The 23,190-nt window shown below is 58.2% G+C and carries 24 protein-coding genes; 22 read left to right on the forward strand and 2 right to left on the reverse strand.

Annotated features, from left to right (window positions below):
- Nucleotides 1–112: 112 nt before the first annotated feature.
- On the forward strand, nt 113–1,360 hold the full coding sequence (locus tag DY251_RS08540; RefSeq protein ID WP_281004450.1) for an amidase: 1,248 nt from the start codon (nt 113–115) through the stop codon (nt 1,358–1,360).
- 3 nt (nt 1,361–1,363) lie between these two features.
- Here DY251_RS08540 and DY251_RS08545 read toward each other — a convergent pair whose 3' ends face one another.
- Complete coding sequence (locus DY251_RS08545; protein ID WP_116623479.1) at nt 1,364–1,981, reverse strand: TetR/AcrR family transcriptional regulator; 618 nt, start codon at nt 1,979–1,981, stop codon at nt 1,364–1,366.
- Nucleotides 1,982–2,411: 430 nt separating this feature from the next.
- On the opposite strand from DY251_RS08545, the gene DY251_RS08550 reads away from it, so the two are divergent.
- The 12 genes from DY251_RS08550 (at nt 2,412) to DY251_RS08605 (ending at nt 14,804) form a co-directional block, all read left to right on the forward strand.
- Nucleotides 2,412–3,218 (forward strand): amino acid ABC transporter ATP-binding protein, encoded by an 807-nt coding sequence (locus tag DY251_RS08550; RefSeq protein WP_116623480.1) that lies wholly within the window; start codon nt 2,412–2,414, stop codon nt 3,216–3,218.
- Nucleotides 3,215–3,859 (forward strand): amino acid ABC transporter permease, encoded by a 645-nt coding sequence (locus DY251_RS08555; protein ID WP_116623481.1) that lies wholly within the window; start codon nt 3,215–3,217, stop codon nt 3,857–3,859. Before DY251_RS08550 ends, DY251_RS08555 begins: the two co-directional genes overlap by 4 nt.
- Nucleotides 3,856–4,515, forward strand: a complete 660-nt coding sequence (locus tag DY251_RS08560; protein ID WP_116623482.1) for an amino acid ABC transporter permease — start codon at nt 3,856–3,858, stop codon at nt 4,513–4,515. Before DY251_RS08555 ends, DY251_RS08560 begins: the two co-directional genes overlap by 4 nt.
- A gap of 54 nt (nt 4,516–4,569) precedes the next feature.
- Complete coding sequence (locus DY251_RS08565) at nt 4,570–5,391, forward strand: substrate-binding periplasmic protein (RefSeq protein WP_116623483.1); 822 nt, start codon at nt 4,570–4,572, stop codon at nt 5,389–5,391.
- 104 nt (nt 5,392–5,495) lie between these two features.
- Nucleotides 5,496–6,746, forward strand: coding sequence for an aromatic ring-hydroxylating oxygenase subunit alpha (locus DY251_RS08570; RefSeq protein ID WP_116623484.1), 1,251 nt, complete (start codon nt 5,496–5,498; stop codon nt 6,744–6,746).
- Between the two features lie 89 nt (nt 6,747–6,835).
- Entirely contained in the window at nt 6,836–7,156 is a 321-nt protein-coding gene (locus DY251_RS08575) for a non-heme iron oxygenase ferredoxin subunit (RefSeq protein WP_116623810.1), read from the forward strand.
- Between the two features lie 37 nt (nt 7,157–7,193).
- On the forward strand, nt 7,194–7,985 hold the full coding sequence (locus DY251_RS08580; protein ID WP_116623485.1) for an aspartate/glutamate racemase family protein: 792 nt from the start codon (nt 7,194–7,196) through the stop codon (nt 7,983–7,985).
- A 154-nt stretch (nt 7,986–8,139) separates the two neighbouring features.
- The gene (locus tag DY251_RS08585) at nt 8,140–9,390 is read left to right on the forward strand and encodes an NAD(P)/FAD-dependent oxidoreductase (RefSeq protein WP_116623486.1); all 1,251 of its coding nucleotides are present in this window, start codon (nt 8,140–8,142) and stop codon (nt 9,388–9,390) included.
- Nucleotides 9,387–10,529 (forward strand): aromatic ring-hydroxylating oxygenase subunit alpha, encoded by a 1,143-nt coding sequence (locus DY251_RS08590; RefSeq protein WP_116623487.1) that lies wholly within the window; start codon nt 9,387–9,389, stop codon nt 10,527–10,529. The genes DY251_RS08585 and DY251_RS08590 overlap by 4 nt, the downstream gene beginning before the upstream one ends.
- A gap of 124 nt (nt 10,530–10,653) precedes the next feature.
- A complete protein-coding gene (locus DY251_RS08595; protein WP_199498809.1) occupies nt 10,654–11,880 on the forward strand; it encodes a M24 family metallopeptidase in 1,227 nt (408 codons plus the stop codon).
- Nucleotides 11,881–11,964: 84 nt separating this feature from the next.
- Nucleotides 11,965–12,258, forward strand: a complete 294-nt coding sequence (locus DY251_RS08600) for a DUF1330 domain-containing protein (protein ID WP_116623811.1) — start codon at nt 11,965–11,967, stop codon at nt 12,256–12,258.
- A gap of 518 nt (nt 12,259–12,776) precedes the next feature.
- Nucleotides 12,777–14,804, forward strand: coding sequence for an alkyl/aryl-sulfatase (locus DY251_RS08605; RefSeq protein WP_116623489.1), 2,028 nt, complete (start codon nt 12,777–12,779; stop codon nt 14,802–14,804).
- A gap of 216 nt (nt 14,805–15,020) precedes the next feature.
- Here DY251_RS08605 and DY251_RS08610 read toward each other — a convergent pair whose 3' ends face one another.
- Complete coding sequence (locus DY251_RS08610) at nt 15,021–15,458, reverse strand: RrF2 family transcriptional regulator (RefSeq protein ID WP_116623490.1); 438 nt, start codon at nt 15,456–15,458, stop codon at nt 15,021–15,023.
- A 181-nt stretch (nt 15,459–15,639) separates the two neighbouring features.
- On the opposite strand from DY251_RS08610, the gene DY251_RS08615 reads away from it, so the two are divergent.
- The 9 genes from DY251_RS08615 (at nt 15,640) to gdhA (ending at nt 23,032) form a co-directional block, all read left to right on the forward strand.
- Nucleotides 15,640–15,915 carry a hypothetical protein gene (locus DY251_RS08615; RefSeq protein WP_116623491.1) on the forward strand — a complete coding sequence of 92 codons (276 nt, stop codon included), beginning with the start codon at nt 15,640–15,642 and terminating at the stop codon, nt 15,913–15,915.
- Nucleotides 15,912–16,871, forward strand: a complete 960-nt coding sequence (locus DY251_RS08620; protein WP_116623492.1) for a c-type cytochrome — start codon at nt 15,912–15,914, stop codon at nt 16,869–16,871. The genes DY251_RS08615 and DY251_RS08620 overlap by 4 nt, the downstream gene beginning before the upstream one ends.
- A gap of 3 nt (nt 16,872–16,874) precedes the next feature.
- Entirely contained in the window at nt 16,875–18,560 is a 1,686-nt protein-coding gene (locus tag DY251_RS08625) for a cbb3-type cytochrome c oxidase subunit I (RefSeq protein ID WP_116623493.1), read from the forward strand.
- Between the two features lie 49 nt (nt 18,561–18,609).
- Entirely contained in the window at nt 18,610–19,302 is a 693-nt protein-coding gene (ric, locus tag DY251_RS08630; protein WP_116623494.1) for an iron-sulfur cluster repair di-iron protein, read from the forward strand.
- Between the two features lie 24 nt (nt 19,303–19,326).
- Nucleotides 19,327–19,683, forward strand: coding sequence for a YbaN family protein (locus DY251_RS08635; RefSeq protein WP_116623495.1), 357 nt, complete (start codon nt 19,327–19,329; stop codon nt 19,681–19,683).
- 82 nt (nt 19,684–19,765) lie between these two features.
- Nucleotides 19,766–19,996 (forward strand): hexameric tyrosine-coordinated heme protein, encoded by a 231-nt coding sequence (locus tag DY251_RS08640; RefSeq protein ID WP_116623496.1) that lies wholly within the window; start codon nt 19,766–19,768, stop codon nt 19,994–19,996.
- Between the two features lie 79 nt (nt 19,997–20,075).
- Nucleotides 20,076–21,326, forward strand: a complete 1,251-nt coding sequence (locus tag DY251_RS08645) for an MFS transporter (protein ID WP_245415906.1) — start codon at nt 20,076–20,078, stop codon at nt 21,324–21,326.
- 59 nt (nt 21,327–21,385) lie between these two features.
- A complete protein-coding gene (locus DY251_RS21255) occupies nt 21,386–21,658 on the forward strand; it encodes a hypothetical protein (protein WP_137113607.1) in 273 nt (90 codons plus the stop codon).
- Between the two features lie 18 nt (nt 21,659–21,676).
- A complete protein-coding gene (gdhA, locus tag DY251_RS08650) occupies nt 21,677–23,032 on the forward strand; it encodes an NADP-specific glutamate dehydrogenase (RefSeq protein ID WP_116623498.1) in 1,356 nt (451 codons plus the stop codon).
- Nucleotides 23,033–23,190 lie beyond the last annotated feature (158 nt).

The following is a 23,190-nucleotide window of genomic DNA, read 5'->3' on the forward strand; positions in this document are numbered from 1 at the left end:
AACCGGAAGCATCTTGATGACCCCACGTTAAGGGGTCCCGTTTGGACGAAAATCACCCCTTAAGCAGGGTCCTCATTCCACGAAAAATCACAGACTGGCTGCAGAGGCTAAGCTGAAGGGCACATTCGGTGCCGTGCCGTTCCTTCTCAAGGACTCCGGGCTGGCCTCGACACAACTTGCCTCCGATGTGGGATCGCGCCTGTTTGCCGGCCTGAAGGCGAAGATAGATTCCACGCTCAATACCCGCTTCGTCGCCGATGGCTTTCTTTCATTCGCGAGAACGACCGTCCCGGAATTCTGCATGGCGCCAACCACCGAAGCCGTACAGAACGGAGGGCCGACACTCAACCCTTGGGACCGTACGCGTTCGGCCGGCGGATCGAGTGGCGGCGCCGCGGCCGCCGTCGCGTTGGGCGTCGTGCCGATCGCGCATGGAAGCGATGGCGGCGGTTCCATACGTATTCCAGCATCATGCTGCGGCGTCTTCGGGCTGAAGCCTTCTCGCGGTCTCATACCGTATGGCCCCGCCCTCGGTGAAGGATGGAGAGGCCTGGCTGTCGATGGCGTTTTGTCGCGCACGGTTCGTGACACCGCAGCCGCACTCGATGGGATAGCCGGCATGGAACTCGGCCAGCCTTATGCGGCGCCGGCGCGCCCTGCATCATATCTGAGGTTCATCGAAGGTGAATTCGATCGCCCGCTCAGGATTGCGAAGTGGACGCACAGCTGGAACGACATCGATGTTGCGCCTGAATGCCTCGATGCGGTTGCCGCTGCCGAGCGTCATCTCCTGGCTCTGGGTCACGAGGTGATCGACGCACCGCTTCCTCCGTTGAAATACGACGCATTCGTGGATGCGATCATCGACGTGATGGCCGCAAGCGTGACCATGACGGTCAATGGCTATCTCCGACTTGTCGGTCCGAAGCATCTGCCGGCCCTTCTCGAGCCAGCCATCCTCGATGCCTATCGCTTGGGCGAGGCCATGCAAGCGGAGACGTACGCCTTGGCGATCAACCGCTTTCATTCGGTTGCCCGCCTGATGGAGACTTATATCGCTGCCTGCGATGTCATTTTGACGCCAACGCTGACCCAGCCACCCGTCAAGCTCGGCGAAATTTCCATGGACAATGATTTCAGGTCGTTCCGCAGGAAAGCAGGTCGCTACACGACCTTCCTTGCTGTCATCAACGCATCGGGCCAACCCGCCGCAAATGTGCCGCTCCATTGGACCGATGGGAATTTGCCAATCGGAGTACAGCTTATCGGTCGGTTTGGCGCGGAGGCGACGCTTCTGCGATTGTCCTCCAACCTGGAGGGCATCGCGCCATGGCGGGATCGACGGCCTCCGCCTTCGTAGAGCCTATGAGTTGGCCGGTACGCGGCATCCGTCCAGGACGAGGCTGGCATAGTAGTCTGCGATCCTGTCAGGTGTCAGCGGGCCACCCGACTTGTACCAGGCAGGGGTAGAGTTGCAGATGCCGATAATGCTGTTCACGACAAGCGTCGTAGGAATGTCCTGAAAAATGCCCTGCTCGACACCTTTTTGGTAGACCTGCTTGAACAGCTGGTCATATTCCCTCTTGCGCTTGGTAATAACCTTCTGCTGCGCGTCCGTTAGTTCACCTTGGTCGCGGAAATAGATTGCCGACCAGGCCGCGCGATCCAGTACGTTGAGAGCATGCTTGCGGATCATGGAGGCGAGCATCGCATCTGGAGCATCGTCGGTATCGACGAGCGTTTCCATATCCGCCCACCATGCGTCATGGATCTTGGTGAATATCTCCCACAACACCTGATTCTTGTTTTTGAAATAGTAGTAGACGACAGACTTGGTGTACCCAAGGCTGGAGGCGATATCGTCAATAGTGACACCTCTGATGCCGCCGTCAGCGAAGAGTTTGGCCGCAGTTGCAAGGATCTCATCTTGCACGTAGGCCTGCTTTTTCGCCTTCAGTTCTTCCCGCAGTGTCAGATTCATAGCAGCTCACCCATCGATCTGTCCCGCCGACGCGATTGCTGAACATAGCAAATCATCCGTCGTGCATATCGTCGAACTTATAGAAATTCTGACCCGCGCGTCAATGAATTCCTGCCTTGGGTCGAAAAATCCGGGTCTTAATGGGGCTCTAGGGATATCTTTCGTCGGCCAATGCCGATGAAAGTCGCCGGGCTGTCGCAGCATCTGCGGCGCAATGTTTCCGGGATTGCAGATTGGCTGCGCACCCTTGCATTTCTCCAGTCTCGAAGTGGAATGCTTGCAGCGTAACGCGGGCTTTATGTCAGGCCAGCCTCAACTTTTCGTTCTGCTTCAAGGGCCTATGGATTTCCCGAGCAATTCTGTTGACTGATCGGAATTTTTTACATACTCTCGGGTCAAATAAGATGTCCGACGGATATCAGGCCAAGTTATGAACCACATCCCAGACACCGTAAATCTGTCTCGAATGCACCCGGTCGGAGAACCCGACAAGCCGATCTTGCGGCTCGAGGCGATCCGAAAGAAGTTCGGCGAGCATGTCGTTCTCGACGATGTGAACATCTCGCTCAAATCGGGCGAGGTGGTCGCGATTATCGGGCCGAGCGGTTCCGGCAAGAGCACCTTGCTGCGCTGCGTCAACATGCTCGGGCCCGCGACCAGCGGTCGCGTTGTCATCGGTGACCTCGTCATCGACGAGGCTGTCCCGCCAACCGCACAACAGCTGACCCAGTTGCGACGCTCAGTCGGAATGGTGTTTCAGTCCTTCAATCTGTTTCCGCATATGTCGGTTTTGCGGAATGTCAGCCTTCCTCAAGAACGCGTTCTTGGCCGGTCCCGCAAGGATGCCAACAAACGATCTCTGGAACTGCTGGCGCGGGTCGGTCTGGAAGACAAGGCGGACCAGTATCCGGCCAGGTGCTCGGGTGGCCAACAGCAGCGTATCGCGATTGCCCGCGCTCTCGCGCTTGAGCCTCAGATCATGCTTTTCGACGAGCCCACCTCTGCGCTCGATCCCGAACTCGGCCTCGAGGTCCTCGCAGTCATGCAGGAACTGGCGCGCTCGGGCATGACCATGCTGGTCGTTACTCACGAAATGAACTTTGCGGAAACGGTCTCCGACCGTGTGATCATCATGGCTGATGGTAAGATTATCGAGGAAGGCGCAAGCAGGGAGGTCATAAGAAATCCCACGTCCGACCGGGCAAAGCGCTTCCTCAAAGCGGTGAAAGACCGGTGAGCGCCGATATGATCCACGGCGTGGCGTTGGGGATCCCTTGGACCCTTGCAGTGACTGCTGCCGCCTTCCTGATTGGCGCCGCTTTGGGGCTGCCACTGTGTGCGATGCGTATGTCCAAACTTCCGCCGCTTCGCTTCATCGGGCTTGCATACATCATCCTCTTCCGGTCCATTCCGCCGCTTCTGTTGGTGTTCTTTTTCTTCTTTGGACTCGGATCGGGTTTCTTGCCGATTTCGGCATTCCAGGGCGCGGTTCTGGGTCTGGGGCTGATCACCGCAGCGAATATGGCAGAAATCTACCGGGGTGCGCTGAGTGCAATCCATTTCGGTCAGTGGGATGCGTCAGAAGCGCTCGCTTTACCCTCTTACAGCACCTACATCGATATCATCGCCCCGCAGCTTATCAGGGTTTCCCTTCCGTCGGCGGCAAGTTATGCCGTGGGGTTGTTGAAGGAATCTGCAATCGCCTCAACCATTGGCGTTACCGACATATCTTTCAACGCCAACTATATCGCGAAATCTACCTACCAAGGTTTGACTGTATTTGGGATAGCGGCGCTGTTCTATATTATGATCAGCCTGCCTATTGCTGCATTGGCGCGCTTTGCTGATCAGAAGCTAAGAGCGAGGGTCGCGCTATGAGCGATATCGCTGCTTTCTGGCTCGACAGCTTGCCACAGTTGCTGGCCGGACTTTCTATCAGCCTGCAGGTCACCGGTGCCGCTCTGGCGATCGGCTTCCCGCTGGGTCTGCTGCTTGCTCTTGGCGTGCAGTCCAAGGTCAAGGCCGTAAAACTGCCCAGTCTTTGCCTTGTTGAGATAGGCCGCGGCGCGCCTGCGCTCGTCGTGCTGCAGTTCGCGTATTTTGGGTTGCCGCAGGGTGGCCTGACGCTGTCGGCATTTGCTGCGGCTGTCTTTGCCCTGGCGTGGAACACCGGCGCTTACACCAGTGAAATCATTCGTGCGGGGCTCGAGTCCGTGCCGTTCGGAGAGATCGAAGCGGCCTCGGCTATGGGGATGCTCCCGCGGGATACACTGCGGTTTGTGATAATTCCCCAAGGCTTAAGAGTTGCCGCGCCAGCGTTGCTCGGTTTTGCCGTTGCAGTACTTCAGGCCACGTCGCTTTGCTTTGCTATCGCGCTGCCTGAGCTGACCAGCAACGCATATATGATCGGAACGATTACGTTTCGTTACATGGAAATACTTTCACTCGCAGGGATTCTCTATGCCGCTATCTGTGTACCAGCGACCATAGCGGTTGGAGTGCTGGAGCAACGGCTAGGCAAACACGCTCTGTAGCCGAAGCAAGAACGACACCGGGATAAACATAAACTGTAATGGGAGATCCAACCAATGGCCAAGCTTAGACTTCTCGCCTCTGCCGCCCTTATTGCGGTATCGACAGGGGCTTATGCCCAAGATTGCAAGCCTGCGCACGAATTCAAGACGGTGACGCCCGGCAAGCTCACAATGGCTATCTACAACTATCCACCGTTTACGATGATAACGTCCGACAACAAGGCCTCCGGCATTGACGATGAGATGATCAAGCTCACTGCCAAGGCAAACTGCCTGGAAGTGGTTCCGCTGAATCTTGCACCGGCGGCTGTCGTCCAGTCAGTTATTTCCGGCAAGGCGGATGTCGCCGTGGGTGCCTGGTACCGTTCGGAAGAAAGAAGCAAGGTGTTGGGCGTAACGCTTCCCACCTACATCGATCCCATGACATCGATTTCGAAGGATGGAGTCGACACGGTCGATGGCATGATGGGAAAGAGCGTCGGTACGGTCCAGGGTTATACCTGGAATGGTACGCTCCAAAAGGTCTTCGGCACCAACTTGAAGCTCTATCCTGATGGCCTTGCCATGTACACAGATCTTGAAGCCGGTCGCCTCGATGTGGCCTTGGACGGATCCGTGGCTCCTGTCGAAGCTATGAAGGGCGGGCGCTTGGTTGGTTTCAAAACTGCACTCGTGAAATCAGACGAGCGCATACCTGACACGGTCCAGCCGCCACAAAGCACGATCCTCTATACATTTGGCAACAAGGGTCTTGGCGAGGCGCTCGACGAAACCGTCACCAAGGTCCACGAGGACGGTTCGCTTGCCAAGTGGCTTACAGATGCGGGCTACGATCCCAAGATGGGTGATGTGGGCGAGCCGCGGTTCGTCAAGTAGACACAGGCAACGGGAGCACCTGGCGCGTTCAGGTGCTCTTTCACCGCGTATTCGGGCGCGGACGTCGCTGTTTTAGCGAGAACGTCCAATCTGGAGGCAAGTCAATGAACGAAATCGCCAAAGTAGAGAACGGTGACCCGGTAGAGGGAGGCACCAGAACATTTGTCGAAGCGCTGTTGCGCCAGCAGCGCAAAGATTTCAGCCTCCGGCCGGAATTCCACCTTTCCGACGAGATTTATCGCCTCGACATTGATCGAGTGCTTATGCCGCACTGGCAGTGCGTCAACCACGTCACCGCCATTCCCAATGTCGGTGATTACATTGTCTTTCACTACGATCGCGAGTCGGTCATCGTCGTGCGCGGCGCTGACAATGAGATCAGGTCTTTCGCCAATGTCTGTCGCCATCGCGGCTCGCGCATATGCGAAACGTCCGGACATGCACGCGGCGGCGTGCTCGTCTGCCCATACCACGCATGGTCCTATGGCCTCGATGGCTCGCTGGCACATGCACGCATGATGCCGCGGGATTTCGATAAGGCCAGCTACGGGCTAACGCCTATCGCGACCAAAGTTGTTCAAGGTCTTATCTTTGTCAGCTTGTCGGACGACCCGCTCGGGTTTGATGATTGCGAGGCCAACATCAATGCCACGCTCGGTGTTTATGGGTGGGCAGATGCGAAAGTCGCGCATCAATCGAGTATCGTGTTTTCTGCCAACTGGAAATTGGCTCTGGAAAATCAGGTCGAATGTTACCATTGCGCGCCCTCCCACCCGGAGTTTTCGGTCGTTCATGGGCAATCGACCGCGAGCGAAAAGAAGCTCATTGCCCAGATGAACGCGAAGGCCGATGCGCAGGGTATACGCGTCGAGACACGCGACCATTGGGCGCTTGCAGCACTTGAGGGGCAGGAGCAGGCCTATTCCGAACGCTATCCGATGAGTGCGAACGCATGCACGGCCAGCAAGGACGGTTCACCGCTGGGTCCCTTGATGGGCGAATTCAAGCAATATGATAACGGCATGGCGGTCTGCTATGTCGGGCCAATGAACCATTGCCTGAGCTATGGCGATTACGGCGCTATTTTCCGGTACACGCCGCGCTCGGTTTCGGAAACGGAACTTGCCGTTGTCTGGCTTGTGCGCGGGGACGCGGTCGAGGGCAAGGACTACAATCTCGACGACCTGACATGGATGTGGAAGGTCACAGCAGCGGCCGACAAGAAAATCGTCGAAGAAAACCAGCTCGGGGTTTCATCCCGGTTCTACAAGCCCGGACCCTACGCGCTGCCGATCGAAGAAAAGACGGTTCGCTTCACGGAATGGTATCTGCAGTCACTTGCGGATGCGATCTGATTTCTGACGGTGCGTCTAGTTCGACAGTTGTAAAGCCACACGTGTCGCGATGGCCTCGCCCGCGCATGAGGTTACCCGGAGGTGAGGATATGGAGCAGGCTGACACCACGTGGATTGATGTGTGCAGCATCGACGACATCGACGAAGGCGGCATGTACGAGTTCCAGCATGATGCGAACAGGATCGTCATCTATCGTCTGGAGGACGGACTTTTTGCCACCGATAACGTCTGCACGCACGAGTTCGCGCTCCTGTCGGAAGGATGGCTCGAAAACGGGACGATCGAATGTCCTCTGCACGGTGCGTTGTTCGACGTAAAAACCGGCCGGGTCGAACGCGGGCCCGCGGACTGCGCTTTGAAAACCTATGCCGTCCGGACTGAGGGGACGAGGGTGCTGTGTTCCGTCTGAAATTGCGAAGCGCGTTCAGTTTCCAGAGAGGCCGACTATGTCGCGACGTATAAACTTCATCAATCCGTTCGGTTCATCAGTGTATGACGAGCTGATCAAGAAGACGCTCGGTCATTTCTGTGCCGCCGACACCGTGATGGAGGTTACCCATCTCGATGCGTGCCCGCCCGACATCGACTTCTTCTACTCCAAACACATGATAGAGCAGTCGCTATACGAGAGCGTCATGGTGTCTGAGGAGCAGGGCTATGACGCGGTGATCGTCGGATGCCTCTACGATCCCGGCGTCCGCGTCGCTCGCGAACTCGTGGACATTCCAGTGATAGGCCCCCTCGAAGCATCGTTCCAGATGGCCGCCTATTATGGCCATTCGACCATGGTGCTAACGGACCATCGCAAGGCGGTGCCATACCTTTACGACGAAGCGCAACGCAACGGCCAAGGCAATTCTGTGCGCGGGGTGGATGCTATCGATTGGTTCGTGAAGGACATGATCAACGACCGTGCTGCCGTCGCTCGAGACGTCGTCAAGCTTTCAAGGGAGGCGGCGAACCGGTTCGGTGCTGAAACCGTTATCATGGGTTGCACGATCATCGCTGCGATCTACCAGGAATACCTGATGGACGGCGGCGAGCCATCCGAGGTGCCAATCATCAATCCCAACCTGATGGCCCTCAAAATGGCTGAGGGCTTGGCGGATCTGAAGCAGAAGGGCGGCTACTTCATCGCACGACAAGGCTACTATATGAAGCCGACGGGTCACTTTGCCGACGAGTTCGCGCGCGCTCGCAAAGTCTGGAATTCGAATAAGCCCGATTTCAGCGCGTAGCCCGTTCACTGCCGCGAAGGGCGCGATGCATGACGCCGTAAGTCGAAATTTGACTATTTAGTATGTTTAAAAAAACGAATAGACAGATTTAATACTAAGCGGTATCTTCTGCTTGTTGGGTTGATACGCGAATGAGGTCGGAAGGGTTGCGGCGGTGGAAAAACTTGTCGTCGTCGGAACGGGCCACGCTGCGAGCGCGCTGCTATCCAGCCTAGCCAGGCATCACTATCAGGGGCGTGTCACCCTCGTAGGCGACGAGACGCATCCACCCTACAATCGGCCGCCACTTTCCAAGAAGTTTCTGAGCGAGGAGATCAATCCCGCCGAGTTATATTTCCGACGCCCCGAGCAACTCGCCGCAAGCGGAATAGATCTTCATCTCGGTGATGGTGCCGCAAAACTGGATACGGACCGTCGAACCATTACCTTGGCGTCCGGAAGCTCAGTTGAGTATTCCGTTCTTGTGCTGGCGACCGGGGCTTTGCCACGCAAGTTGCCGATCGGGGTGGATGAGAGTGGCGGTGGAGTCCATGTGCTAAGGAACATCGACGACGCACTTCGTCTCAAGGCAGATCTCCGCGCTGCCCGGAGCATCGTCGTCATAGGCGCTGGCTATGTCGGTCTTGAAGTCGCCGCCTCATGCGCGTTGCTCGGCAAGGAAGTCACCGTTGTGGAGGCCGCGACCCGCGTTCTCGCCCGCGTGGCTGGCAGCGAGCTGGCAGGCATTATCCAGCACGTTCACGAAAGCCATGGCGTATCGTTCCTGCTGGAGACAACAGTCACGCGTGTGAGCAAAGCGGCGGGTAAATTCAACTTGGAGTTGAGTGGCGGCGACCGGTTGACGGCTGACATCGTGCTTTGCGCAATCGGAGCGGTGCCGAACATCGATTTGGCCGAAGCCGCGGGACTCGCCATCGACCGCGGGATAGTCACCGACACGCACTGCTTGACCGCGGACGACCGGATTTATGCGATCGGCGATTGCGCGACCTTCCCTCGGGATGGAACATTTGTTCGGCTCGAGTCCGTTCAGAACGCGTCCGATCAAGCAGAGACGGTCGCCCGTCGCATCTGCGGGCTTGATGCCGAGTACGACCCGTTGCCATGGTTCTGGAGCGATCAATACGATCTGAGGCTGCAGTCGGTCGGACTCGCGACAGGCGCGGAGGGCTCGATCATTCGCTCCAGAGAAAATAGCCATTCGATCTGGCACCATCGCGACGGACGGATCATCGCTCTCGATACGATCAATGCTTCGCGTGATCACATGTTGGCGCGCAAGGTGTTGGCTCGCGGCGAGTTGCCTCTCAATTTGTTGCAGCAGGTCGAGTTCGATCTGTCGCGAATCTGGGCGGCGCCAAACCAAAGGTCGAACGCCGTTTCTTCCGAAAGGGTATCGTCATGAACAATATGGAAAGACCGAAACGCGCCCCGGTTCCTCGTGCCACCGATACGACGCTCACGCGGGAATATTATGTTTCGCCGGAGATCTTCGAGCGGGAGATCGAGAAGGTTTTCTTCAAGCAATGGACGTTTGCGGGCCATGTCTCGCAGATACCCAATGTCGGCGATTACTTTCTCCACACCTTCGCGGGCGAAAGCCTCATCATCGTGCGCGAGAGCGCCGAAATCGTCAGGGCGCATCACAATGTCTGCCGCCATCGCGGCTCGCAGTTGACCAAGGCGGAGAGCGGCAACGTCAAGCTCTTCGTCTGCCCTTACCACCAGTGGAGTTATGCACTGGACGGTGGGCTGAAGCGTGCGCCGATGATGCCTGATGTCGAATGCATTGATTACGACAAGCTGGCCCTGAAATCGGCCTCAGCCGAAGTGTGGGCGGGAATGATCTTCATCAACCTGTCGCCAAAACCAGAGCAAACGCTAGTCGAAGCGCTTGGCGAGCCACCGGCAGGACTGCTCAAGCTGGAGCCGGAAAATATCAGGGAAATTCGCCGCGATCAGCTCGTCGTGCGCGGCAACTGGAAGACGCTCCTGGAAAACTATCTCGAATGCTATCATTGCGCCGGCTCTCATCCTGAACTCGGCATCGCGTTCGATATCCAATCGTCGTTCGACCAGACCGCCACGTGGGGTGGAGCCTGTTTCCTTGGCGGCGAGCCTTTGAGAAAAGGTTTTGTAACCGTTTCGATGACCGGCGATCTCGTCAGCAAGCCGCTTGGCCGTCACGCCGAGGATGCGAACCTTCAGCTTGAAGTGGCAGAAGGGCTTGGGTTGCTACCCGTATTGACGCGTGTCCTGTTCCACGTAGACCACGCGATCATTCACGTCATGAACCCGCTCTCAGTGAACGAAGTGCAGTGGACCACGATCTGGTATGTTCGCAAGGATGCCGTCGAAGGCGTCGACTATGAGGCCGACCGTGTGACGGAGGTCTGGCGCGCCACCAATCTGGAAGACAAGGAACTGTGCGAGCGCAACTACAAAGGAGTGCTTTCACGCACCTTCGTGCCTGGGCCGCTCAATCCACGCGCCGAAGGTGCGGTGCGCCCGGTCCTGAACCACTATCTGGAAATGATGGAGTGATACCGCACGTCTGCGTCGCGAGACAAAGGAACGGGGCGCCACAGTGGAGTTCGCAGTCGTCAATCCTCTGCATGTGATCCGCCACGCGCGTGAGAATAGTCAGTACGGTAGCAAGGAGTCATTCGTGACCAGCCCAGATGCGCATATCCTGAACGACGATTGGAGCGACCTCTCTCGTATCCGACCGCTTCCCGATGTCGATCATGCCCGGCTCTATGCATACCGGACTGAATGCATGCGGGCGTCGCTGCGGCAGCATGGCGCGGCGATGGTCATGCTCGTGAATCCAATCAGCCTGCGATATGCGCTCGACTATCGGACCTACCCACTTTGGCAGGCCCATGCGCACACGACGTATGCGTTCTTTCCAGCCGAAGGGCCGATCGTCGCCTACAATGTCTATGGCAACCCGCCGGGTGCCGATGATGTCCGCGTCGGTCGGCAAAATACCTATTTCGACGGCGGTACGGAGCTACCCGAGAACGCGCGGCTGATCGCGCAGGACGTCTGCGATTTCCTTGCTGAGATAGGCACCGATAACCGGCGCGTCGCAATTGAGTACGTCAACCCAAGCTTGACGCAGGCGCTTCTGCAACGCGGGCTGGAGGTCATAGATGGTGTCGCCGTGGCCGAGGAAGCGCGCATCATCAAATCTCCCGACGAGATATTGTGCATCAAATGGGCCGTTGAGGTCGCCGAACACGGGATCGCCCAAGTGAAGGCCGCACTGCGCCCCGGCGTGTCTGAGGTTCAGCTCTGGGGCCTGCTGAACTACACCAACCTCGCCAACAGTGGCGACTGGCACAACGGCCGCATGCTTGCTTCCGGACACCGCGTCAATCCATGGCTGCAGGAAGCGACCGACAAAAAGGTCGAAGCGGGCGACCTGGTGGCCTTCGACACTGACATGGTCGGGCCGTTCGGCTATTTCGCCGACATATCCAGGACGTTTTTTTGCGGGCCCGGAAAGCCCAGCAGTCGGCAGAAGCAACTTTACCGACTCGCTCTGGAAGAGATCGAATATAATTCGAAGCTGGTTCGACCGGGCGTAACGCTCAGCGAAATCCAGGAACGCGCCTGGAAGACGCCCGATCAATACAAGGAGAATGCATATTGCTGCGTGCTGCACGGCGTCGGCATGACGGACGAGTACCCTCGAGTGAATCCGATCTACCGCGGGCCCAATCCGTATGACGGTGTAATTCAGGAAGGCATGGTCGTGTGCATCGAAAGCTACATGGGCGGGGTCGGAGAGCGAGACGGCGTAAAGCTTGAACAGCAGGTGCTGGTGACCTCGGATGGCATCGAACCGATCTCGACATACCCTTGGGAATCCGAATTCCTGGAATGAAGCAAAAGCTCGACCATCAGGCGCAAGTGCATTCTTCGGCCGATGTCCGCTGGATCGATCAACAAGCCAAGTGGAGCGCGAAATATGAAGGGCTACTGGCTAATTCTAGGAACCGAAATCCTGGATCAGAGCGCTCAAGACGAATATGTCAGGCTGTGGAAACCGATTGCCGAGAAGTACCAGGCCAAAGTCAAACCTGACAGCACTCGGTCGTTGCTGATGGAAGCGCGCGATACCCGTCGCGTGGTCGTTGTCGAGTTTCCTTCATACGATGCAGCAAAGACTTGCTACGACGATCCTGCGTATCAGCTCGCTCTCAGCCACGCCCTCCAAGCCTCAAATCGCGAACTTCTAATCTTGCAGGGGGACATAGCGTAGTTTGCTGGCAAGCGCCCGTACTCTGAGTTCGGAAGGCGCAAAGCACGTCGATTGGCACAGGCCATGATTGCGACGGATTGCCACCATCGGGCTGCCAAATTCCGGGTCTGATTGATTGGGATTTGGCACCTTACCGGATTGACCTCGCACGTCGCCGAAGGCATCGAAACCGCCTTCAATCTTACATTGTACGCCAGCGCAAGTGATGCAACTATAGGCTGCAGGCCATCACGCCCAGATAAGCTTTAATTGATTGATTTCAAATAGAAAAATAGTTGCAGGCGCGCGCCTGTAACTTCGCCGTAGCACACGGTGGTTTCAATGGAAAGACGCCCTGCGAGGCGCTCCATGGAAGCTACAATTTTGATCAGATGTCCCGAGAGAGCCCGCCGCTTGCAATCGGGGTCAAAAAGACCCCTGGCACAATTGCTTTGCAAGATTGCACCTATTGAGGACGGTCCCCCCTTTGCGGATGTATTGAGAGAAATTGATCCAGCATGCTCGGGGGGGCGCAGCGTATGACCATCCATGACAACAACATCGTTGGCACATTTTCATCAAGAAAATCGACAAGGTCTCGCAAGTATTCTCGCCTCTTGCTTACCAGCAGTCTGCTCGCGTTCGGTCTGCCTCTTTCGGGTGGGTTCGCCTTTGCAGATCCTGCAACAGAGGCAACAAAGGCCTCGAACAAGGCGGTGCTCGAAGCACTGCCATTCAATGATAGGCAGGATTTCGAGGACGCGCAGCGCGGCCTGCTGAGAAAGCCCGAGACGCTAATCATCAAGAAGGACAATGGCGACGTCGTCTGGGATCTTGAAAGCTACAAGAAGTTCATCGCGATCGAGAACCCCGCGCCGGATACCGTCAATCCGAGCCTTTGGCGCAACGCCCAACTTAACGTTCAGTATGGGCTCTACGAAGTGGTCGATGGCATCTATCAGGTCCGCGGCTATGACCTCGCCAACATCACCTTCATCCGTGGTGACACAGGCTGGATCATCTTCGATGTGGGCAGTGCGTCCGAGACTGCGAAGGCGGCCTATGATCTGGTCAGCGAGCAGTTCGGCAAGCTGCCGGTCGTCGGCGTCATGTACAGCCACTCGCATGGCGATCACTACGGCGGCGTCAAGGGCGTCGTCTCCGAGGAGGATGTGAAGTCCGGCAAAGTACCCATCATCGCGCCGGAAGGCTTCATGCAACATGCGGTCAGCGAAGGTGTGATCGCCGGGAACGCGATGAGCCGCCGCGCCACCTACATGTACGGCGTCTTCCTCCCTAGGAACGAAGAAGGAAGCGTCGGTGCGGGCCTGGGTCTCACCAATCCACTCGGCACATTCACACTGATCGCCCCAACCGAAACGATTACCGAGACGGGACAGACCCTCACCGTCGACGGCGTCGAGATGGTGTTCCAGATGACGCCCGGCACAGAGGCACCATCTGAGATGAACATCTACCTGCCGAAGTTCAAGGCGATGTGGATGGCCGAGAACACCACCAACACGATGCACAATATCCTGACGCTGCGCGGCGCGCAGGTGCGCGATGCCTTGAACTGGGCGAAATATATCAACCAGACGATCGAGCTCTACGGTGACAAGGTCGACGTGAAGTTCCAGAGCCATCATACGCCAAAATGGGGCCAGGATAACATCATCGACTATCTGAAAAGGCAGCGCGATCTCTACAAGTTCATCCACGACCGCTCCGTCAATCTCATGAATCAGGGATACAACGGCGAGGAGATCTCGGAGGTTATCAAGCTCCCGGCAAGTCTCGAAAGCCTGTGGAGCGGTCGCGGTTACTACGGCACTTTGCGTCACAACGCCCGCGCCGTGTATCAACGCTACATGGGCTGGTACGATGCCAACCCCTCCGATCTCAACAACCTACCGCCGGTCGACGCCGCGAAGAAATATGTCGAGTATATGGGCGGCGAGGATGCGATCTTGAAAAAGGCGCAAGCCGACTTCGACAAAGGCGAATATCGGTGGATAGCCACTGCGCTGAAGCATGTGGTCTTCGCCAATCCGGACAGCGAAGCAGGCAAGGCAATGCTTGCCAGGACCTACGAACAGCTTGGCTATCAGGCCGAATCCGGGCCTTGGCGTTCAGTCTACCTCCAGGGCGCTTTCGAACTGCGCAACGGCGTTCCCAATATCAAGGCGCCGAGCAGCGCCAGCCCTGACGCAATCCGGGCGATGGACCCCGAGATGCTATTCGACTTCCTCGGCGTCCGCTTGAATGCCGAAAAGGCGGAGGGCAAGAAGCTCACGCTTAACATCAACTTCACCGATATCGGCAAGAAGTACACGGTCACCGTCGAAAACTCGGTGCTGAATTACACCGAAAAACAGGTGACTGATGCGGACGCCACGGCGACCTTGACCAAGGTCGCGCTCGACGATGTCCAGCTTGGCACTGCGACGATCGAACAGAAGATCCAGTCCGGCGACATCAAGATGGAAGGCAATCAGGAGACTTTGCCACAATTCCTCGGCTTGTTCGACAATTTCGAATATTGGTTCAACATCGTAACCCCTTGATCCACGCAGGATGGATCCTCACCAGTTACGGTCAAGCGGCTGAGTTTCGGCGATCCCGAGCCTTGGCTGTTCGACCGGCTGGTCAAGCTGAACGGCGAGGTTGTCGAGCCGTTCGCGGCACGGACCTTCACATTATTTGCCGGTTTTAACCGACCGAGCGGCGTTGGAAAGTTCTTGTTCCCCAGCTTCCCGAAAGATTAACCGACTACCTCCCGATCATATCGCCACACGTGAGGGCTTGCTCGTCGCGGATCCGGGATAGGCACAATCGGCGAGGCTGGTCTTGTCGAGCTCGATAAGGAAGGCTTCACGCGCTGCAACCAGTTGCGGCTTCAGCCGGCAGAGCGGGTTGAGCAGGCAGGCGCCACCGTCCGCCCGGAAACACTCCACCATGTCATATCGGCTTTCCAGGTGGCGAACGACCTCGCCCAGCGTGATCGCATTAGCCGAGCGCGCCAGCCGGATGCCGCCGCCGGCACCGCGCTGGGTCGTAACGAAGCCGCCACGAGACAAATCCAGCACGACCTTGGTGAGATGGTTGTAGGGGATCTGGAATTCCTCAGCGATCCCTGCGGTGGTCAACGGCTCGCCCGGCGTACCGGCGAGCCGCATCAGCACGCGCAATCCGTAGTCGGTAAAGGCGGCAAGTCGCATAAGGGTCCCTTAATCAGCATTTACAATGCGAATTAATGCAGTTATGAATTGACATTCTGAATACCTATTTCTGGCGTGCTTGTCCATTTTGTCATGCACGCCGTTGAGGACGTGCATCCGGCGATCTGGATCGCATTGCAGCGCTGTCCAGTAGCCGGGCAACTTTCGCGTGGAGGGGGAAATGTCTGCACAGCACATCATCCGGCTATCGATAGCGGTTGTGGCCAGCGGCGCAAGCCTTGCGTTGTCTTGGCCCTATTGGCGTGATTTCGGCTATTGGGCGGAATCGCGCTCCATGTGGCTCGCTTACTTCATCGTGGGGTTCATCCTCGCTGTCTACGTCTTTTATGCCTTCCTCGATAGTTTGCGCACGCTGTTTGAGCATGACGCGCTGGAACGCGAGAAACAGCCAACTTGCAGCTGTGGTGAAACCACCGGCACGGAGGACGCGTCATGAGTTGCAAGCCGGGCGAACTTTGCTACGAGGGTGTGAAGCGCCGGCGTGCGCTCGCTGTCCTTGGTCTGATGGCGCTCATTTTCGTGGCGCTATCGGCAGTTTCTTTTCTCGATTCTCGCGGGCAGGCGGTTCCTTCGGCGATCGAATATGCCGGCCTTGATGCCGTCGCCGGCAAACGTGTGTTCCAAGCCTATAATTGCATGGGTTGCCACACCATCGTCGGCAACGGCGCCTATCTAGGACCGGATCTCACAAATCTCTACGAGCACACCGGGCCGGCTTGGCTCGCAGCTTTCCTGCCGTCCGCCGGAAGTTGGCCGACCAACGGCGCGGTGAAGCTGCAATTGCAGGACAAGGCCGTCGCGACTGAGTCCGGCGTCGAAACCATCGAAGCCTATCTCGAAAAATATCCGGCAGCCGCCGAGCGCATCGCGCGGCGTGGCGGGCAGTCGTCCCATATGCCGAACCTGCCGTTCAGCAGGCAGGAGGTCTATGAGCTGATCGCTTTCCTCAAATACACCTCCGCCATGAACACCGAAGGCTGGCCGCCGGTGCCCAAGGTGAACGGACTGACATTCCCGGCTGCGACGCCAATGCCTGTTGCCGTGCAGGAGGCGGCGCTTGCCCCGGCGGAAACGTCGATCGCAGCGCCGGTATCTGCGGCGGCGCATGGCGCCGAACTGGCCGAGGCGAACGGCTGCACCGCTTGCCATGCGCCGACGACGGAAAAACTCGTCGGTCCCGGCTGGGCTGGGCTCTACGGCTCGACCGTGAAGCTCGCCGACGGCTCCAGCGTAGTCGTCGACGATGCCTATCTGACCGAAAAGATACTGAAGCCTGACGCCAAGCTCGTCGAGGGTTACGAGCCGGGAGTCATGCCATCCTTCGCCGAACTGCTCGATGCGGACCAGATCGCCGACGTCGTTACCTACATCCGCAGCCTTGGGGGGAAGTGAGCCATGTTCAGGATCGAATACCAGACACAACGTCTTTCCCTGCGCTTCTTCGTGGTCATGCTGGTGCTGTTCTTCTTCCAGACAGCCTTTGGCCTCCTGTTGTCGGCCCAGCATATCGATCCGGCGCTGCTGGCCGGAACGCTGAACTTCAACGTCATCCGCACCCAGCATCTCAACCTGGCGATCTTCTGGATATTGTGCGGTTTCATCGGCACCATCCTGTTTGTCGGTCCGCTTTTGTCGAAGCGTGAGTTGGCCGCACCGTGGCTGATCAAGTTTTTGTTCTATGCGCTTCTGGCAATCGTCGCGTGGAACCTGTGCACCCAGATACTGGCGCAGAAAGGTATCGCCGGCTGGTGGATGGGCCAGCCCATGTTGCAGGAAGGGCTGGAATATCTGGAAGCCGGTCGCGTCGCCGATGTGTTCATCCTCGTCGGTTTCGCCATCCTTTGCTATGTGGTGCTGCGCACCTTCCCGCCAGTCTCGCAATGGAACGAAATCCATTGGGGCCTCGGGCTCGGCGTGCTGGCGCTGACGCTGGTGTGGGTGTTCGGCATGTTCTTCGTCGAGAGACTGGACGTGCAGGAATATTTCCGCTGGTACGTCGTCCACTACTGGGTCGAGGGCGTGTGGGAGGTTATCCACATCTCGCTGGTCGGCTTCCTCCTGGTGCTCTTGTTCAAGGCTGACGTGAAGTCGGTCGGCTACGCCGTATTCTGGGGTGTCTCGCTGGTTTGGCTGTCCGGCCTCATTGGCAATGCGCACCACTATTTCTGGATCGGCACGCCAGAATTCTGGCAGTTCTGGGGTTCGCTGTTTAGTGCGCTGGAGCCGCTGCCGCTGATCTTCTGCTTCTGGCACATCTATCTTGACGCCCATCAGGACGGGAAGCCGATCCTCAACATGCCGGCCTTCGCTTTCCTGCTCGGCTCAGTGGTGCTCGAGCAAGTCGGCGCGGGTATCCTCGGCTTCACCATGACGTTTGCGCTCACCAATGTGTGGTCGCACGGCACTTGGGTGACGGTATCGCACGCGCATCTGGCTCTGTTTGGCACATTTGGGATGCTTGGTCTGGCGGCTGCCTACTATGCTATCCCGATCATGCGCGGCGCGGCGAACTTCGACCAGAGGCTGGGCAAACTGGCCTTCTGGCTGGTCTTCACCGGCATATTGGGACTAGGCTTCGCCTTCGCCATCGGCGGCACCGTGCAAGTGTATGTCTATCGCACTCTGGGGCTGGACTGGTTCGGCGGCGATGTAGCGCCCGCAATGCTGTTCGCCAAGGCCATGGTGCCACTGTTCGGCATCGTTTTCACGGCAGGCGTGGGGCTGTTGACTTATGACCTGCTGACGCTCGGCCTGCGCGAGGAGCCTGCGGCACCGGGCGAAGCCAGCTATCCTGTCGCTGCAGGTTGGGGTCGGCCGCTGAGCGGTTGGGAAACCGGCATATGGCTGCTCGCCATGTGGTTCTTCGGTGGCGTCATCACGCTCGGCCTATTGTCCTTCAACCTCGACACCGTGCGGCAGGGCAGCGCGCTGCTGCCATATGTCATGGGCGGCGTCGGCTATCCGGGTCTGCTCCTGGCGACGTTGTTCTTCGTCTGGCGTTTTCTCCATTCGCTGGAAGCGCGTGGCCATGCGCACCTGACACCCTTCGCAGGTGTGCCCGCGCCCGCCGGCACGACCTGAAATGGTCGTGCCGGCTTCTTTTTACCGACTTTAAACATGGAGTTTTGTCATGAGCCTCGAGATCACAGGACAGAAATTGGGGGAACGCACTGTAGGCGACATCGCTGCGACCTTACCTGGAGCGACCGGCGTCTTCCGCAAGTTCAAGATCGATTTCTGCTGTAATGGTGACCTTACCCTCGATGACGCGGCGCAGACACGCGGCGCTGATCCGGACAAACTTATACTGGCGCTGCAAGCTTTGGATCACGCCAATCCTGCGGCCGCACCGGCTGCCATGAAAAGCGATGAGCTGATCAGCCATATCCAGACCCGTTATCACGAAGCCCATCGCCGTGCGCTGCCGGAGCTCATTGCCCTTTCGCATAAAGTTGAAGCGGTTCATCGTGAGCACCCGATGGTGCCGACCGGTCTTTCCGATGCGCTCCGGCAGATGCACCGCGATCTGGAAGTGCACATGGCCAGAGAGGAAGAGACGCTGTTTCCCGCGATGCGGCAACAAGGCGCCATCAAGCTTGACATCTCGATAGACGAGCTGCGTCACGAGCATGACGGGCAGGGGACACAGCTTCGCCTGCTTGAAAGCCTGACCGACGATTTTACCCTACCAGAGGGCGCCTGTCGCTCCTGGCAGGCGCTCTACGTCGGCACGGCTCAGTTTGCTGAAGATTTGATGGAGCACATCCATCTGGAAAATAACGTCCTGTTCCCCCGCTTCGCGGTTGTGGAAAGTGTGGCGTAGAAACGGACGGGCGCAAACGGCGACATGCGTATTGTCTGGCTGATTTCTGGCTTGGCGAGTCTGGCGCTGGGCGGGCTTGGTGTGGTGTTGCCGTTATTGCCCACTACGCCGTTCGTGCTGCTGGCGGCTTTCTGCTTTGCCAGATCATCGCCCGCCCTGCATATCTGGTTGCTGCGCAACCCGACTTTCGGCAAGGCAATCCGCGACTGGCGAACCAACCGCGCCATCAGCCGCGGGGGCAAGACTACGAGCACGCTCGCAATGGTATTGTCGCTTGCCGTTTCGCTTGCACTCGCCGTGGATCCGGTCATCATCATCGTCCAGGCGCTAGCGCTGTCCGGCGCTGCCACCTACATCCTAACGCGCAATACAGCGGCGTGAATTCAAGTGGTATGAAATTCAGGCTCGCGTAGTCCGATACAAATCTTCAAACAGGCAATGCAGAATTGGAAAGGAACATTTCATGGCTGAAACCTGGCTTCCTACGCTGAAGACCGCGACGCCTCAGGAGGGCTTCGAGCTCGCCACGAAGCTTGCCCGCATCGGCGTCAAGGTCACCCAACCCTCGGCCGAACTGCGCGACAAGCTACGTGCTGCCTATGAACAGGATACCGCTCAGTTGATTGCATCCTCCCACGTGATCGCCACCCATTTCCAAACAGTGGCAGCCGCCAACAACTATTGGCGCGATTGAGGCAGCTACCGGCGAGCCGGTTCTGACCCATCGGCACACGGGTTGGGAGTGATCCGATCGTGAAGCCGCGAGGATTTCCGTGAAGGACGTTCGTCTCTCGATTGCGCCGATCGCCGCGCTGCTTGCCAGCGTCGGCCTGCTGGTGCTCGGCAATGGACTATTGGGAACGCTGCTGGTTGTACGCGCTGGCAACGAAAATTTTGCTGGTGAGACGATCGGCATCATGATGTCGGTGTACTTCGCTGGCTACGCTCTTGGTTCCGTCCTGCTGTCGCGCATCATCGTTTCGACGGGTCATATCCGCGCTTTCGCCGGCTTCGCGTCGGTCGCCTCGGTGACTGCCCTGCTACATCTGCTCTTCATAAACCCGCTGGTATGGACGCTACTGCGTGCGGTAACAGGTTTCACCTATGCGGGGCTGATCCTTGTGGTGGAGAGCTGGCTCAACGCCCATGCGGTCACGGCGACGCGTGGCCGATTGCTCTCGCTCTATGGTGTCGTCACGATGGGCGTTTGGGCGCTCGGCCAAGGATTGCTGAACCTATCATCGCCGGATGGGATCGTGTTGTTCCTTGTCGTATCCATCCTGCTCTCTCTTGCATTGACGCCGATCACACTTTTGCCCAGCCGTCCGCCGACGATTCCGCAGCAAGAGCGGCTGTCATTGTATCGAATGCTGACGCTATCGCCTCTCGGCACACTCGGCGCCTTCCTGTCTGGTCTTGCGCTCAGCGCCTTCTGGGGCATGGGTCCAAATTTCGCGCAGCAGAACGGCCTCGATACGGCTGGCATCTCCATCTTCATGGCGTCTGTTCTGGCGGGCGCGCTGGTTTTGCAATGGCCACTGGGCTGGCTGTCCGATCATGCCCCGCGCCGGTTGGTCATTGCGGGCGCGGCTTTGGCGGCCGCGGCCGCCGCAGCTGGCTTCGTTCTGGTCGGCACGGCCGGGCTTCCAGTCCTGCTCACCCTTGGTTTTCTGTTTGGAGGCTTCGGCATTCCGCTCTACACGCTTTGCGTGGCTCATGCCAACGACAGGCTCCAGGTCGGTGAGATGTTGGCCGCGGCGCGGGGCCTCTTGCTTCTCAACGGTCTCGGGGCGGCAATTGGGCCGTTTATGGCCAGCCTGTTCATGAGCCGACAAGGCCCTTCCGGCCTGTTTGCCTATGCAGGCGCTCTTCTGGTCGTTCTGGCGACGGTCGCATTGCTGCGGCGCGCGCAGGGTCAGGTGGAAACGGCTGTGGCGTCCCCGCTACCCTGCACACCCCAGATCGCGCTCGCGCTCGACACCCGAGCCGGTGATGGGGGACCGGGTAAACCGTACCGCAGTTAACGCTTTAACGAACGTCTCTATTCAAGAAAAAAACCTCATGAAGCGGATAGGTTTAAAGAATGACAGGCGCTGAAGAAGATCCGCCTCAGCGGGAAGGTGACCTCCATGTCGGGATGACTGCAATCTATGCGAATTGCCAGATGGATGTGAGCCTTTGTGAAGGTTTTCAAATTGCCCGCAGAGGCCACTGTCGCGGGATCGGGCAAACTGGCAGGTCAAGTCTTATTTTGCACAACAAAGTACTGAAAGGCCATTCAATCTGCCTGAAAATTGATCTAGCGAAGGGGGTGGCCCTGCCCAAAGCATTCTTGTCCCGAAGCATTCTTGTCTAACGTCCCGAAAGTGCAGCGATGAACACGATTGATGAAAAGCTTCAGCCTATCCTGGCCGAAGTGACGCGGCGCAATGCCGGTGAGCCGGAATTCCACCAAGCCGTGCACGAGGTTCTGGAAAGCCTGGGCCGCGTGGTGGCGAAGCATCCGCAATACCTCGACCTTGCGCTGATCGAGCGCATCTGCGAGCCGGAGCGGCAGATCATATTCCGCATTCCCTGGGTCGACGACAAGGGTCGGGTGCAGATCAATCGGGGCTTCCGGGTACAGTTCAACTCGGCGCTTGGCCCCTACAAGGGTGGCATGCGGTTCCATCCGTCGGTGAATGTGGGCATCATCAAGTTCCTGGGCTTCGAGCAGACCTTCAAGAACGCGCTGACGGGGATGCCCATCGGCGGTGGCAAGGGCGGTTCGGACTTCGATCCCAAGGGCAAGTCCGATGGCGAGATCATGCGCTTCTGCCAGTCGCTGATGACTGAGCTGCACCGCCATCTGGGTGAGCAGACCGATGTGCCGGCGGGCGACATAGGCGTGGGCGGCCGCGAGATCGGCTATATGTTCGGCCAGTACAAGCGGCTGAACAATCGCTACGAGGCGGGCGTATTCACCGGCAAGGCGCTGGCCTATGGCGGGTCGCGCGCCAGAACCGAGGCTACGGGCTACGGCAACACCTATTTTGTTCAGGCTATGCTGGCGACGAAGAAAACCGCGTTCGAGGGAAAGAGGGTCGTCGTTTCGGGCTCAGGCAACGTGGCCATCTACACGATCGAGAAGGTGCAGAGCTTCGGCGGCAAGGTGATCTCCTGTTCAGATTCCAGCGGCCATGTCGTGGACGAGGCGGGGATCGACCTTGGCTTGCTCAAGGAGATCAAGGATGTCCGGCGCGAGCGGATTTCCGAATATGCCCGCCGCCGGGGCGCGGGGGTGCATTTTATCCCAGCCGACAAGGGTAGCGTCTGGGACGTGCCCTGTCAGGTCGCCATGCCGTCCGCCACCCAGAACGAGCTTTCGGGCAAGGATGCGCGGGCGTTGGTGAAGAACGGCGTCATGGCGGTGGGTGAGGGCGCGAACATGCCCTGCACGCCCGAGGCGGTGAAGGTATTCCAGGAGGCAGGGGTTCTGTTCGCGCCGGGCAAGGCCGCGAACGCCGGTGGCGTCGCCACCTCGGCGCTGGAGATGCAGCAGAATGCCAGCCGCGACAGTTGGACCTTCGAGCAGACCGAGGCGCGGCTGGCTACGATCATGCGCAACATCCATGACACCTGCCACCAGACGGCCGAGGAATATGGCGCGCCGGGCGACTATGTGCTGGGCGCCAACATCGCCGGCTTCGTACGCGTGGCGGAAGCTATGCGGATGCTGGGCGTGATTTAAGGCGGGAGCGCCCGTAGGGTGGGCGAACTGCCCACCCGGCTGACTGTTGCACCTCGCGCAGCGCCACCTTCACGCGGCTGGTTCTGGAGATTGGCCGCCCGGGTCGACTGTCACGTCATGGACGGCTGAAGAATAGGCCAATGCGCCATAAGCTTCGA

The organism is Mesorhizobium denitrificans (genome assembly GCF_003403035.1).
In the GTDB taxonomy this organism is placed as follows: domain Bacteria; phylum Pseudomonadota; class Alphaproteobacteria; order Rhizobiales; family Rhizobiaceae; genus Mesorhizobium_G; species Mesorhizobium_G denitrificans.

Bases quoted from the DNA above. Each gene is read 5' to 3' on its own strand.
- DY251_RS08545 (WP_116623479.1), bottom strand. From the start codon at position 1,981: ATGAATCTGACACTGCGGGAAGAACTGAAGGCGAAAAAGCAGGCCTAC.
- DY251_RS08550 (WP_116623480.1), top strand. From the start codon at position 2,412: ATGAACCACATCCCAGACACCGTAAATCTGTCTCGAATGCACCCGGTC.
- DY251_RS08560 (WP_116623482.1), top strand. From the start codon at position 3,856: ATGAGCGATATCGCTGCTTTCTGGCTCGACAGCTTGCCACAGTTGCTG.
- DY251_RS08565 (WP_116623483.1), top strand. From the start codon at position 4,570: ATGGCCAAGCTTAGACTTCTCGCCTCTGCCGCCCTTATTGCGGTATCG.
- DY251_RS08570 (WP_116623484.1), top strand. From the start codon at position 5,496: ATGAACGAAATCGCCAAAGTAGAGAACGGTGACCCGGTAGAGGGAGGC.
- DY251_RS08575 (WP_116623810.1), top strand. From the start codon at position 6,836: ATGGAGCAGGCTGACACCACGTGGATTGATGTGTGCAGCATCGACGAC.
- DY251_RS08580 (WP_116623485.1), top strand. From the start codon at position 7,194: ATGTCGCGACGTATAAACTTCATCAATCCGTTCGGTTCATCAGTGTAT.
- DY251_RS08590 (WP_116623487.1), top strand. From the start codon at position 9,387: ATGAACAATATGGAAAGACCGAAACGCGCCCCGGTTCCTCGTGCCACC.
- DY251_RS08600 (WP_116623811.1), top strand. From the start codon at position 11,965: ATGAAGGGCTACTGGCTAATTCTAGGAACCGAAATCCTGGATCAGAGC.
- DY251_RS08605 (WP_116623489.1), top strand. From the start codon at position 12,777: ATGACCATCCATGACAACAACATCGTTGGCACATTTTCATCAAGAAAA.
- DY251_RS08610 (WP_116623490.1), bottom strand. From the start codon at position 15,458: ATGCGACTTGCCGCCTTTACCGACTACGGATTGCGCGTGCTGATGCGG.
- DY251_RS08615 (WP_116623491.1), top strand. From the start codon at position 15,640: ATGTCTGCACAGCACATCATCCGGCTATCGATAGCGGTTGTGGCCAGC.
- DY251_RS08620 (WP_116623492.1), top strand. From the start codon at position 15,912: ATGAGTTGCAAGCCGGGCGAACTTTGCTACGAGGGTGTGAAGCGCCGG.
- DY251_RS08625 (WP_116623493.1), top strand. From the start codon at position 16,875: ATGTTCAGGATCGAATACCAGACACAACGTCTTTCCCTGCGCTTCTTC.
- ric (WP_116623494.1), top strand. From the start codon at position 18,610: ATGAGCCTCGAGATCACAGGACAGAAATTGGGGGAACGCACTGTAGGC.
- DY251_RS08635 (WP_116623495.1), top strand. From the start codon at position 19,327: ATGCGTATTGTCTGGCTGATTTCTGGCTTGGCGAGTCTGGCGCTGGGC.
- DY251_RS08640 (WP_116623496.1), top strand. From the start codon at position 19,766: ATGGCTGAAACCTGGCTTCCTACGCTGAAGACCGCGACGCCTCAGGAG.
- DY251_RS21255 (WP_137113607.1), top strand. From the start codon at position 21,386: ATGACAGGCGCTGAAGAAGATCCGCCTCAGCGGGAAGGTGACCTCCAT.
- gdhA (WP_116623498.1), top strand. From the start codon at position 21,677: ATGAACACGATTGATGAAAAGCTTCAGCCTATCCTGGCCGAAGTGACG.